We start from the raw sequence: 12,653 nt of genomic DNA on the forward strand, positions 1-12,653 counted from the left end.
GGGTCTGGACTTTCACCAGACTATACTATACACGCCGAACTGGCGCACAACTTAAAAACCCTCCGGCCCATGGGGCCGGTCAATCCTTAGAACCTTTTACATACTCCCTTTGAACCCGGCGCCCCAGGCGCCTCCCCCTCCTGCTTTCGGGAATACCGTATATCTGACGTCTGATCGTCTGATAGTCTGATAGTCTGATGTCTTCCCGCCGATTTGTATTTACCAACTAATGAGTCACTATGGACGCGTACCGAGATTCCTCGCTGGTGCTCGGAATGACGGTATCCGGCGGGAAGGGCAGGTGGTAAGCACGCAGCGGTTAGCGGAAAGCTGCTTACTGTCTCACTGTCCCACTATCTCACTGTCCCACTGTCTCACTGTCCCACTGTCCCACTAGAACACTAGCTCACTAGTACACCAGCCCACTATCCCCTATTTCCTGAATTCTCCCATATGCCGATTAATTTCTCCGGCAATCATCTGCTTGGCGTTCCAGTCGCCGTGGATGCCGTCCATGGCCAGTTCGGCGGGCATGACGGGGTAGTCGGAGAAGGGGGCGGCTGTGTCGATATGGGGCTGGGTGCGGATGTAGGCGTTGACTTTGTCTACCGATTCTTTCCAGCCGCTGTAGGTGACGTCGCCGTAGTATTTCTGGATGTTTTCCGGGTTAATGGGGACGATGGTCAAGAGGATGGGGACGATGTGGTGGTCTATGCATTTCTTCCGGATGGCTTCCAGGTGGTGGATGACCTTATCCGGGTCGGCGCCCATGCGGAGGTCGTTGATACCGCCCATGATGAGGAGGTATTTCACATGGAAGGGCAGTACGTCCCTGTCGAAGCGGTCTTCCATCATTTCGGTGGTGTCGCCGCTCCTGCCCATATTGACGGCGGGAAAGTCCAGGTAGGTGACGTAGCTGTAGGCCATGTCGGCGGGGCTGTGGTAGAGGTGGCCGCCGCCCTGGGTGATGCTGTCACCGAAGATGCCCACTTCGAAGTGTTCGTCGGGATTGGTTCTCACCTTTTCCGGCAGGCTCCAGATGCCTACGGGGTTTCCGTCTTCATCCATGCCCCGAACCCGCCAGTAGAAGGTGCCGATTCTCGGGTTGTCGTCGTACACGTTGGACAGGGTGGTGACTTTGGAGAAGACCCGGTATTTGGAAGGCTCGCTGCTGTCGGGATTTTCCGGATAGGCACCGGTCACTTCCACTTCGTATTTCGCGGCCCCCGGATTTCCTGCATAGGAATAGACCGGATAGAGCAGGGTGGAGCCGTTGCCCGGGCGGTACACGTGGGGATAGGGGGCGTTCCTTGTAACCTTTTTCATGGTGCTTCTCACTTCCATGGGAGAGGAGAAGGGACCCATGCCCTGCCAGTCGGCGTCGATGGGCCGCACCCGCCAGTAGAGGGGCGCTTCTCCCGGCGGGAAGGCGGACAGGTCCACCAGCACCTGGTTGGAATAAATGCGCCGGTTGTCATAGAGATGGTTTTCCACCGGTTCGTTCCTGTCCAGATTGTCCGGCAGGCCCCGGAAGATTTCCACTTCGTAGCGCACGGATTCCGGATCTTCCTGCCAGGTAAGGAGGATGAGGTTTTCCTTCGGTGAAACAGGTTCTTCGGGAGCAGGACTCTCCCCTTCTTCCCTGCCGGCGGCCAGGGCGCTTTTGAAGAGCATGTCTTCTATATTTCCTTCTTCTGCAGAAACAGGAAGGGAAAGGGCCCCTGCCAGAAGGGCAGCGGCCAGAAGGATTCCGGAGTTTTTAGAGGAAATCAGAAATTTCATGGATTATTTCCCTCTAATTCGCTGTGAAGGTACCGAAGCGCTGTTTCTGCTTCCTGACTTCCTGCAGCAGATGCCTTTTCCAGCCACTGCACCGCGGCCAAACTATTCGGTTCGGTACCGTAGCCGTACTGATAGCAGGCGGCCAGCCAGCCCATGGCTTCCGGGTATCCCCGTTCTGCGGCCTGTTTAAAAAGGAAAAAGGCTTTTTCCTCATTGCCGTCTTCATGGTACATCACCGCCAGCTGGGTGGTGGAAGAATCCATGCCGGCGTCGGAGGCCTTCTGATACCATATCCGGGCCAGACGGCGGTCTTTTTTCGTACCATTGCCATAGTACCAGCAGTTGGCCAGATTGCCCATGGCCGTAGGCTCTCCTCCCTCTGCTGCCTTCTTCGTATACCGGAAGCCTTCCTTCTTGTCTTTGTCCTTTGCGCCGAAGAGATACAGCATGCCAATGGCGGTGCCTGCCTTCAGATGTCCCTGCGAAAAAGCCTTCTTGAAAAGGCGGATGCCCTCCTTTTCATCCTTCGGCATGCCGTCTCCCAAGTAGTAGAAATAGGCCAGGCGGTTCATGCTGTCCGGATAGCCGGCTTCCATGGATTTCCGGTAGCAGGAAATGGCCTTTTTATCGTCCACGTATTTTTCGAGGATAGGATTGTTGTCCTGCACATGGCGGTCATGGAACTGTCCCAGATCGTTCCATGCCTTCCAGTATCCCTGCATGGCAGCGGCCTCCAGCAGATGGAGGCCTGTATGCACCTCTTCCTCTTCTTCTCCATGCACCACGCTGAGGCAGCCCAGGGCTTCCAGGGCAAAGGCATCGCTTTCCTCTTTGGCGGCGGAAACCCACTTTTCCTTCGCGTCCATGATTTCATGGAACTCTTCATGACTCAAAAGGTCAAAATGGAGCATGCAGAAAACGCCGCAGAGCCCGTCCCCTGCCCGGGCGCCCTTCAAAGCCTTTTGAACGGCTTCTTTGGGAGCAAAGGGAGCCACCCCCAGGTAGTACTGCTCATAGAGGGCCAGGAAATAAAGGGCCCGGCTGCTCCCTTCCTCCGCCAGCTTTTGGAAGAGGGGGTAAGCCTCCCTGACCTTGTAGGCAAGAAATAATTTTTCAGCATTTTCCAATTCAGTCATTGTAATTCCTCGTTTCTCGTGGAAATTGTTTTCATTATAGCATTTGATGAGCTCTAGGGCGTGTAAAAAAGGGGCGCGGCTTCGCCGCAGGTTATGTAAAAAGGTTGTGTTCGCTTCGCTCAGGGGGCGACAGCCGCCTTCGGCGGTTGAAGGTAGTGGTATCGCCGCTTTGGGGCGATGAGATTTATTGCCGCCTGTCGGCGACAGCGAAAACCAAACAACCGCGCCTGCGGCATCGGTCGGGCGATTCATAGGAAAGTCCTTTTATGTGCAGGATAAGGGCCAACTTCGACTGACTCGGAGACCCCTATGCAGGGTCTCCGCCTCAAGGGGCGCAAGGGCGTTACGGGATTACCTTCCCGTCTAACATGGTCATTCTGAACACAGTGAAGAATCTTGGTGCATGACGTTAGTGTCTCATCTGTAAATAAATATCAATCGGCGGGAATTGGCCACTATCGTGGCCACCCCCTATCCGGCTACGCCGGACTGCTCCACAGGAAAGCGTCTCACACGATTCTCAGGTCGCTATCACTCCCCTACGAATCGTGTTCGCTTGCCACCCCTATTCAGGGGGGAGAATAGGCCTCTCTACGCTTTCCTGCAGTGTCATATGTGGCACATTGCACAGCACCAAAGGGGGGCGCTTTTCTATCGCCCGTCAGGGCGGTTATACGGTTTTCGCTGCCGACAGGCAGCTTTTATACTCATCGCCGTCAGGCGATACCACACCCCTCAGACGCGAAGCGTCTGTCAAACGTAAGAACCCTCTGGCCCACCGGGCCAGTCAATCTTAAGAACTTTTTACATACTCCCCTTTGAACCAGCCCGCCCTGTGGGGAAAGCCCATCGTTCGGTGCGAAGCACACGAACGATAGAACCTGGGCGCCCCAGGCGCCTTCCCCCTCTTGCTTTCAGGAATACCGAATATCTGACATCTGTCGTCTCCCGGCATTCGGGAATACATCCCAGCACGCAGCGGTTAGCGGAAAGCTGCGTACTGTCTCACTGTCCCATTTCCCCCACTAGATCACTAGCCCACTAGTACACTAGTACACTAAATAAAATATTTTCCCTGTTTCTGCAATTCTTCCACCGCTTCGGCGGAGCCGTGGTCTGCTGCTTCTTTCAGGTAGTCTATGGCTTTCCGGCGGTCCGGCTCCGTGCCTCTTCCCTGGAGGTACATCATGCCTGCCAGGTAGAGGGCCCTCTCTTCCCCTTTGGCTGCGGCGGCTTCCATGTAGGGCAGGGCTTCGTCTTCCTTTCCATGTTCCAGATAATGGAGGGCCAGGGAGAAGAGCGCCTCATCATAGCCATAGCCTACGGCGTCTTTCAGAAGGTCTGCCGCCTTTTTGCTGTCTTTTGGTACGGTAACGCCGTTTTCATAGAAGAAGGCCAGTTCTGCCAGGGCTTCGCCGTTTCCTTTGGCCGCCGCCTTTTCAAACCAGGCTCTTGCCTTTTCCGGTATGGGGTCCATTTCACCGGCTGTATCAATGGTTCCTTCGTACAGTTTTCCCAAAAAGAGGGCGGCGTCTTCATTTCCATGTTCCCAGGATTTTTCCATCCAGGAAACCGGTTCTTCCAGTTCTTCTTCCCGCTTTGCCTTCATGGCCAGCATGAGGCCCAGCATGTATTCGCTTTCACTGTCATGGAATTCTGCAGCCTTTGAGAAGCAGGCAATGGCTTTTGCTTCCCTTTCGTCGCTGATATTATGCCCATAGTAGAACATGCCCAGGTCGTAGAGGGCTTTCCAGTATTCGTAGAAGGCGCCTTTGGCCAGCCATTTCACCCCTTCTTCGTAGTCCAGAATCATGCCGTTTCCCATGTAGGAGAGGCCTGCTTCATCCATGGCCAGTACGTCCCCCTGGTTGGCCATGAGGAGGACCCGGGAGAAATCCTGGTTCACCGTGTCCCACATGGATTTCCCCGTTTCTCCCTGGAAGAGGGAAATGCCGCAGAGAGGGTCTCCTAGTTTCTTTCCTTCTTCAAAGAAACGGCGGCTCTTCTCTTCGTCCGCCTTCCTGTGGCCGTAGCCTTCCCGCTCTATAAGGCCTAAAAGGTAGAAGGCCCGGCCGGTCTTTTCCCTCTGCAGTTCTTTATAGGCTTCCTCTATTTTTCCCTGTAAAAACAGGCTTTCTCCTTCTGTCATGGTTTAGCTCCTTTCTTTTGAAATCAGTTTCCTGTCCGGTGTAGTTTCACTGTGTTTCATTGCGGCAGGAAACTGTTTGCGAAGGGTTTCCTATTGAGATGATATGCTGTGGTGTTTCTTACCGACAGGAAACTATTCGCGAAGAGTTTCCTATTGAGATGATATGCTGTGGTGTTTCTTATCGACAGGAAACTGTTGGCGAATAGTTTCCTATTGTGGTAACACGCATGGTGTTTCTTACCAACAGGAAACTGTTGGCGAAAGGTTTCCTATTGAGATGATACGCATTGGTGCTTCTTACCGACAGGAAACTATTTGCGAAGGGTTTCCTATTGAGATGATACGCATTGGTGTTTCTTACCGACAGGAAACTGTTCGCGTATAGTTTCCTATTCGACTTGACGCCATTGGTGCTTCTTACCGGCAGGAAACTGTTCGCGTATAGTTTCCTATTCGACTTGACGCCATTGGTGCTTCTTACCGGCAGGAAACTGTTCGCGTATAGTTTCCTATTCGACTTGACGCCATTGGTGTTTCTTACCGACAGGAAACTGTTCGCGTATAGTTTCCTATTGAGGTGACACGCTGTGGTGTTTCTTACCGACAGGAAACTATTTGCGAAGGGTTTCCTATTGAGATGATACGCATTGGTGTTTCTTACCGACAGGAAACTATTTGCGTATAGTTTCCCATTGAGATGACACGCTGTGGTGTTTATTGCCCACAGGAAACTGTTTTATCCAAAATGCGTCCTCAGTTCTTTTTCCGCTTCTTTCTGTCCTTTCATGGCGGCGCGCTGGAGGAGTTCCTGGGCTTTTCTGAGGTTTCTTGGGACGGCGGTACCGGAGAGGTAGCAATAGCCCAGGGCGAATTCTGCATTCGGTTCGCCCAGGTCCGATGCTTTGCGGAAGTATGGCAGGGCTTTGTCCGGCTCTCTCCGGTTCATGTACCAGTTTCCCAGGGCTGTGAGGCTGAGGGGTTCATTTTCTTCTGTAAGGCTTTCCAGCATGGAGAGTCCACGGGTTTCATTCTTTTCCATGCCCCGTCCATAGAGCAGGCACAGTGCCAGTTCGCGGAAGGCATCGGGGTCTCCTTCCCGGGATGCCTGGTACAGATAGGAAATGCCCTTTTTCATGCTTTCCGGATCCCCATAGCCGTAGATGTAAATGAGGCCCAGCATGGTGCCGGCCAGGGGATTTCCGCCGTCCCAGGCTTTTTTATAGCACTGCTCCGCTTTTTCCTGATTTTTTTCTGTCCCTTCTCCTCTGTAATACATATTTCCCAGGCGCATCAGGGCTTCATCGCCCCCGTTTTCCGCTGCCAGTTTCAAATAGGAGAAGCTCTTTTCCCTGTCAGCAAGGCTGCGTTCTTCTTCGTCTTCCGCCCCTTCGCCGGAATAGATTTCCGAAAGCAGGAGAGCTGCTTCGGCGGAGCCGTGGTCAGCTCCTTTTTCAAGGCAGATGAGGGCCCGGCGGATGTCTCTTCCGGTGCCGATGCCGTCCCGATAGCAGCAGCCCAGCTGGCATTCGCCGTTTCCATAGGCCATGGCGGCGCTTTTCAGGTACCAGAGGAAGGCCTTATGGTCATCGTGACCTTTGAAATTTCCATCTTCCCAGATCCACCCGGCCCGCACCATGGCGTCCGCATGGCCCAGGGATGCGGCCTTTTCGTACCATTCCAGCGCTTTTTTCAGGTTCACCCTCCGGTGATGGCCGTGTTCATACATGAGGCCCATTTCTATCATGGCAAAGGTATTTCCCTCATCCGCCAGCCTTTTCAGCTTTTTTACCAGCTTTTCAAATTCGGCGGAGGAAATATCCGGGTCTTTGGATTCCACCAGGAAGAGGCCCAGAGGGCTTTGGAGCTTCACCGCTTTGGCCAGGAAATCGTCGGCCAGCTTGTCATTCACTTCTCCTGTCATGCCGCAGGCATACATCTGGGACAGCATGCCGGCGGCAGTGCCCCGGTCTTCGTTCTTTTCCGATTCGTCATAAATGCGTCGGTACATGGAAAGGGAGGCGGAAAAATCGCCTTTCAGAAGAAACTGCTGTGCTTGTTCGATGGTATCAGTCATAGGGGTCTCCTTTAGAAATAGTGGAATAGTGAGCTGATGGGCTTATGGACAAGCCCTGTCGGGCGTGAGGGTTGACGGGGCTACGCCCCGAGGGTTGTGGCCGCCTGCCGGCAGCGGGTTGCATCGCTTTTACTCAAGGGGCGACAGCGCCTGCGGCGCTGAGGGTGGCAGATTGCCCTTCGGGCAATGCTTATAAAGTCAGCGTTACGGGATTTACTTTTCTGTGTCATATGGCATGATAAGCATTCTGCTGATTGGCTCGCTACGCTCGCCTCCCCCTTTCCGGCTGCGCCGGACTTCCCCCGCAAGCGGGGGCAGAATAAAGCTCTGAAAAGCAGTCCTTTCATAAGCAACTCACAGCATAACGGAGCTTTATAGTGCCCCCTCGAAGAGGGGGAAAGGTGGTGGCACCAGACACCAAAGGGGGAATGCATTTCCTCGAGCGGAGCGAGGTTAGCCTGTTTTCCGACGCCCGCAGGGCGGTATAAAAAATGGCGCCGAAGGCGCCGTACCTCGCCAGCGCAGCGATACTATATACCTCCCGAGGGCGAAGCCCTCAACCCGTCCGGGAGGCGTCAGCCGGTCCCGGACAGAACCCTTGGCGCCCAGGGCCAAAGGCCCGGCGGCGCCATCAACCCTCACGCCCGTAAGGGCGTGTCAACCTTCGGGAATACCGGAAAGCACCGCCCAGGTCCCGATCCCGACAGCAAAGCGGCCCCATTGTTTCACGTGAAACATTTCAAAAAACGCAGCCCGTCCATATGACGCGCTGCGTTTTTATCAGTAATTTCCCGGCAGGAAGTAGGTGGGGTCCACGGCGTCGCCGTTGATCCGGACTTCGTAGTGGCAGTGGGGACCGGTGCTGTTTCCTGTGCTTCCGGCCAGGGCGATGACGGTGCCCTGTTCCACTTCCTGGCCTACGGTGACCAGAAGGGCGGAGTTATGGCCGTAGCGGGTGACAAGGCCTCCGTCGTGCTTGATTTCCACCAGGTTGCCGTAGCCCCCTACCCAGCCGGCCTGGGTGACTACGCCGGAGGCGGTGGCTTCGATGGGAGAGCCGTAGTCTACGGCAATGTCGATGCCTTCATGGTAGGTGGAACCGATGCCGCCGGGGCTTGAACGGAAGCCGTAGGTGCTGGAAATGGTGCCTTTCACCGGCCACATGTCCGGCGTGGTGGAGGAAGTATGGAGCAGAGGTACCTGCATGCCATAGGTTTCATTCATCAGCTTTTCCCTGAGGACGATCATGGTCTTGATCTGGCTGTCCAGCCTTTTGTCCAGTTTCCGCATGGAGGAAAGGAGCTCACCGGGGGTAGAAATTTCACTGTCCTCCGTTTCTACCGTATTTTCATGTTCAGAAGCCTTGACGTTCCTCGCTTTATCGGGCACGGTGGAGGCGCCGCCCTGTCCCCCTTCTCCTGCTGTAGAAATAGCCTGTCCTGCGCCGTTGTTATTGGCTTTAATCATGTCCTGCAACTGGGAGGACAGTTTTTCAATGGTCTTCGTCTTGTCGGAGAGGGCATTCATTTTCTCTTCCGCCATTTTCAGCTGGTTCTTGTACAGCTCGTTTTCACTCTTCAGGGAGCTCATGGAAACGGCTGCATAGGCCGCCGTTCCCAGGCTGAGGATAAAGACAGCCGCCCCTGCCAGGGATAGGATTTTCAGTTTTTTGATTTCTTTATCAGTAAAGGAGAAGGTCACTTCTCCTGTGTCTTTGTTCAGTGTTTTTTTCATGGATTACCTGTCTTATGAAATCAGCTGCCGGAAGTATCCCCATATTCCGGTGGATATGTTTATCAATTTGCGTACCCTGATGTATTCCCGAATGCATGAGGGTTCAAAAAATTCAAAAGGTTCTGAAGTTTGACCGGCCATGGCCGGAGGGTTCTTAAGTTTGATGGGCCCTACGGGCCCAAGGGTTGTGGTATCGCCATTGGACACGCCTGCGGCATGAAGGTTCAGAGGGTTCAAGAGGTTCAGAGGGTTCAGAGGGTTGTGGTATCGCCGCTTCGCGGCGATGAGTATATAGGCCGCCTTCGGCGGCCCCCCTTTGGTGCCTGCGGCACCACCTTTCCCCCGCAAGCGGGGGCACAATAAAGCTCTCATATGCAACACCATCTTCGCCCCATAGGGAAGCGTGTCACACGATTCTCAGGTCGCTCCCGCTCCCCTACGAATCGTGTTCCCTTGCCACCCCGCAAGCGGGGGAGACAGCTCTCATTATGCAGTTCTTATTATGCACGGGATTCCTTCGCCGCAAAGCGCCATTTATACCGGCGCCGTCAGGCCCCCGCCTTCACCTTTTGAACCCTTTTACATGTCCTTCAGCAGGGCTTTCTACTTTCCCTTTGCCATATCGATCTTATGCTGCTCCGGCTGGTTTTCCGGCGCCGGGGCCGGATTTCCTGCATCTGCCATGTCCGGCATGAGGGTGTCCAAGGCGATATTGATGCTTTCCGCTTCTTCCGAGGAAAGGGCTTCCCGGCACTGGCCGTTCACTACTTTTTTGGCGTAAATGCGGGAGGTGTCATGGCCTGCCAGGGAGGAGAGGATGAAGCCGTTGTTTTTCCCGTCCAATATGGTAAGGGAGAAGGACAGCTTGTCCCCTGTGTCGTCGAAGGCATCGTAGCGCACCAGGCCCACTTTCTGGAAGGACTGGAGCTGCATGGTGGCCAGAAGTTCCTGCTGATGGAGCATATTTTCAGAGGATGCCACCATTTCACGGAGCTCCCGCACTTCGGTGGACAATTTCAGTTCGATGGAACCGCCGTCTTCGCCGTTCATGAAGTATTTATATTTCTTGGAAAGACGGTTCAGCTTGTTCCTCAGCAGGAAGTACTGCAGAAGAAGAAATAAAAAGAGAATAACTACAATGCCGATGCCGGCATATATAAATGCATTGGGATTCATGATCATCTACCCTAACTCCACCTATCTGTCTTTCTGACTTTGATTCAGAATATCCGCAATCCGCTGGAATTCTTCGTCGTTTCTAAAGGAAATGGAAATGGTGCCTTTGTGGGCATTCTTTCCCTTACCGATTTTAACCCGTACTTTGGAACCTACGGCCAGGCCCAGTTTTTCTTCCACCGCCTTCATGAAGGCATAGGCAGGCGGCGGCGGATCCTTTGGCTTTGTATCTTTCCCCTGCCGGATGATTTCCTCCACCTTCCGGGCAGAAAGCCCTTCCTTCACAATGCGGCGGGCCAGCTGCACCTTTTCCGCGCCGCTTCCAAGGGCAAGGAGGGGCCTTGCCTGTCCGGCAGTCAATGCGCCTTTGGCAAGAAGGCCCTTCACCTCATCGGGAAGGTCAAGGAGGCGCACCATGTTGGCCACATAGGGACGGCTCCTTCCTACCTTTTCGGAAATCTGCTCCTGGGTCAGGCCGTATTCGTCCATGAGTTTTTGGTAAGCCATGCCTTCATCCACAGGGTTTAAATCCTTGCGCTGCAGGTTTTCCACCAGCGCCATTTCCGCCATGGAACGGTCGTCATAATCTACAGCAATGGCAGGAATCACCGTAAGGCCTGCCATGCGGGCCGCCCGCCAGCGCCTTTCACCGGCCGCCAGCTCGTAGGAAAGGGATGTCCCCTTCTGCCGCACCACCACCGGCTGGATAAGGCCGTTTTCTTTGATGGAATCCGCCAGGGCCTGCAGGGACTCCTCATCGAAGTCCTTTCGGGGCTGCCAGGGATTGGGGGAAATGGAATCGATGGAAAGCTCCAGGATTTTCCCCTTATCGTCCAGCGCATCTCCCAGAAGTTCGCCGAGACCCCGTCCCAATTTCTTCTTATTCACGTTTCAAAACCTCCCGACATAACTTCTTGTAAGCCTCGGCCCCCTTGGACTTGGGGGCATAGGTCAGCACCGGCTCGCCGAAGCTGGGCGCCTCCGACAGCTTCACCGTCCTTGGAATCACGGTACGGAACACCTTGGAGCCGAAATATTTCTTCACTTCCTCCGCCACCTGGAGGGACAGGTTCGTCCTGCCGTCAAACATGGTGAGGAGAATGCCCAGGATGTGGAGGCGGGGATTCATCTTCCGGGAAACCACCTGCACCGTCTTCACCAGCTGGGACAGCCCCTCCAGGGCATAGAACTCCGCCTGGATGGGAATGATAATGGAATCGGAAGCCACCAGGGCATTCAGGGTCATAAGCCCCAGGGAAGGCGGGCAGTCGATGAGAATGTAATCATAGGAAGACCGGAGGGACTCGATTTTCCGCTTCAGCAGGGACTCCCTATCCGGCAGCGGCGCGATTTCGATTTCCGCCCCTGCCAGATCAATGGAGGAAGGCAGCAGATGCAGCTTGCGGACGGCGGTCTTCACCACCGCCTCCTCCGGCGCCGTGTCATTCAGCAGCACATCATAAAGGCTTTTGTCGAAATCCAGGGATTTGCTGAGTCCGCTGGTGGAATTTCCCTGCGAATCCTCGTCGATAAGAAGGGTCTTCTTCCCCCTGTCCGCCAGATAGGCCGAAAGATTCACCGCGGTGGTAGTCTTCCCTACGCCGCCCTTCTGGTTGATGATGCTGATGATAGTTCCCATGGTCTTTTCCTTTCATAGATAGTCTCTATAATTATAACATAAAAGGGGCGAAGCGGCCGATGATTTCATGAGGAAATGTGATTTCTTGTCCGGCATGGCACAATCGCAGGTCTTACCGGCAGGAAACGATTCGCATATAGTTTCCTACTGAGGTGACACGCAGTAGTATTTCTTACCGACAGGAAACGATTCGCGTATAGTTTCCTACTGAGGTGACACACTGTGGTGTTTCTTACCGGCAGGAAACTATTTGCGAAAAGTTTCCTATTGAGTTGACACGCTATGGTGTTTCATACCGACAGGAAACTATTTGCGAAAAGTTTCCTATTGAGTTGACACACACTGGTGCTTCTTACCGACAGGAAACTATTCGCAAAAGGTTTCCTATTGAAATGACACACAATAGTGCTTCTTACCGACAGGAAACTATTCGCTTAAAGTTTCCTACTGAGGTGACACACTGTGGTGTTTCTTACCGGCAGGAAACTGTTTGCGTATAGTTTCCTATTGAGGTGATACGCTGTAGTGTTTCATACCGACAGGAAACGATTCGCGAAGGGTTTCCTATTGAGATGAAACGCAGTGGTACTTCTTACCGACAGGAAACTATTTGCGTATAGTTTCCTATTGAGGTGACACGCTATGGTGTTTCATACCGACAGGAAACTATTTGCGAAAAGGTTCCTACTGGGTTGACACGCTATGCTGTTTCTTACCGACAGGAAACTATTTGCGAAAAGTTTCCTGTTGAGATGACACGCTGTGCTGTTTCTTACCGGCAGGAAACGATTCGCGTATAGTTTCCTACTGAGGTGACACACTGTGGTGTTTCTTACCGACAGGAAACTGTTTGCGTATAGTTTCCTACTGAGGTGACACACTGTGGTGTTTCTTACCGATAGGAAACGATTCGCGAAGGGTTTCCTACTGGGTTGACACACTGTGGTGTTTCTTACCGACAGG

8 protein-coding genes are annotated in these 12,653 nt (G+C 53.7%); all 8 read right to left on the minus strand.

Annotated elements, in window-relative coordinates; genetic code table 11:
* Window positions 1-432: 432 nt before the first annotated feature.
* The 8 genes from Q0482_RS06675 to Q0482_RS06710 all read right to left on the minus strand — a co-directional run bounded on the left by Q0482_RS06675 (window position 433) and on the right by Q0482_RS06710 (window position 11,690).
* On the minus strand, window positions 433-1,782 hold the full coding sequence (locus Q0482_RS06675) for a GDSL-type esterase/lipase family protein (protein ID WP_299144888.1): 1,350 nt from the start codon (window positions 1,780-1,782) through the stop codon (window positions 433-435).
* Window positions 1,779-2,918, minus strand: coding sequence for a tetratricopeptide repeat protein (locus tag Q0482_RS06680; RefSeq protein ID WP_299144891.1), 1,140 nt, complete (start codon window positions 2,916-2,918; stop codon window positions 1,779-1,781). The genes Q0482_RS06675 and Q0482_RS06680 overlap by 4 nt, the downstream gene beginning before the upstream one ends.
* A 1,057-nt stretch (window positions 2,919-3,975) precedes the next feature.
* The gene (locus tag Q0482_RS06685; RefSeq protein WP_299144893.1) at window positions 3,976-5,067 is read right to left on the minus strand and encodes a tetratricopeptide repeat protein; all 1,092 of its coding nucleotides are present in this window, start codon (window positions 5,065-5,067) and stop codon (window positions 3,976-3,978) included.
* A 736-nt stretch (window positions 5,068-5,803) separates the two neighbouring features.
* On the minus strand, window positions 5,804-7,141 hold the full coding sequence (locus Q0482_RS06690) for a tetratricopeptide repeat protein (protein ID WP_299144895.1): 1,338 nt from the start codon (window positions 7,139-7,141) through the stop codon (window positions 5,804-5,806).
* A gap of 780 nt (window positions 7,142-7,921) precedes the next feature.
* Window positions 7,922-8,875: a peptidoglycan DD-metalloendopeptidase family protein gene (locus Q0482_RS06695; protein ID WP_299144896.1), complete on the minus strand. Its 954-nt coding sequence runs from the start codon at window positions 8,873-8,875 to the stop codon at window positions 7,922-7,924.
* 603 nt (window positions 8,876-9,478) lie between these two features.
* Window positions 9,479-10,051 (minus strand): DUF4446 family protein, encoded by a 573-nt coding sequence (locus Q0482_RS06700; protein ID WP_299144898.1) that lies wholly within the window; start codon window positions 10,049-10,051, stop codon window positions 9,479-9,481.
* Window positions 10,052-10,072: 21 nt separating this feature from the next.
* A complete protein-coding gene (locus Q0482_RS06705) occupies window positions 10,073-10,939 on the minus strand; it encodes a ParB/RepB/Spo0J family partition protein (protein WP_299144900.1) in 867 nt (288 codons plus the stop codon).
* The gene (locus Q0482_RS06710; RefSeq protein WP_297002744.1) at window positions 10,932-11,690 is read right to left on the minus strand and encodes a ParA family protein; all 759 of its coding nucleotides are present in this window, start codon (window positions 11,688-11,690) and stop codon (window positions 10,932-10,934) included. The genes Q0482_RS06705 and Q0482_RS06710 overlap by 8 nt, the downstream gene beginning before the upstream one ends.
* Window positions 11,691-12,653: the final 963 nt, after the last annotated feature.

The organism is uncultured Dialister sp. (genome assembly GCF_937959425.1).
Taxonomy (GTDB): domain Bacteria; phylum Bacillota; class Negativicutes; order Veillonellales; family Dialisteraceae; genus Dialister.

What these genes read in the sequence shown, in the direction of transcription:
- Q0482_RS06675 (WP_299144888.1), bottom strand. Translation starts at nt 1,782, where the DNA reads ATGAAATTTCTGATTTCCTCTAAAAACTCCGGAATCCTTCTGGCCGCT.
- Q0482_RS06680 (WP_299144891.1), bottom strand. Translation starts at nt 2,918, where the DNA reads ATGACTGAATTGGAAAATGCTGAAAAATTATTTCTTGCCTACAAGGTC.
- Q0482_RS06685 (WP_299144893.1), bottom strand. Translation starts at nt 5,067, where the DNA reads ATGACAGAAGGAGAAAGCCTGTTTTTACAGGGAAAAATAGAGGAAGCC.
- Q0482_RS06690 (WP_299144895.1), bottom strand. Translation starts at nt 7,141, where the DNA reads ATGACTGATACCATCGAACAAGCACAGCAGTTTCTTCTGAAAGGCGAT.
- Q0482_RS06695 (WP_299144896.1), bottom strand. Translation starts at nt 8,875, where the DNA reads ATGAAAAAAACACTGAACAAAGACACAGGAGAAGTGACCTTCTCCTTT.
- Q0482_RS06700 (WP_299144898.1), bottom strand. Translation starts at nt 10,051, where the DNA reads ATGAATCCCAATGCATTTATATATGCCGGCATCGGCATTGTAGTTATT.
- Q0482_RS06710 (WP_297002744.1), bottom strand. Translation starts at nt 11,690, where the DNA reads ATGGGAACTATCATCAGCATCATCAACCAGAAGGGCGGCGTAGGGAAG.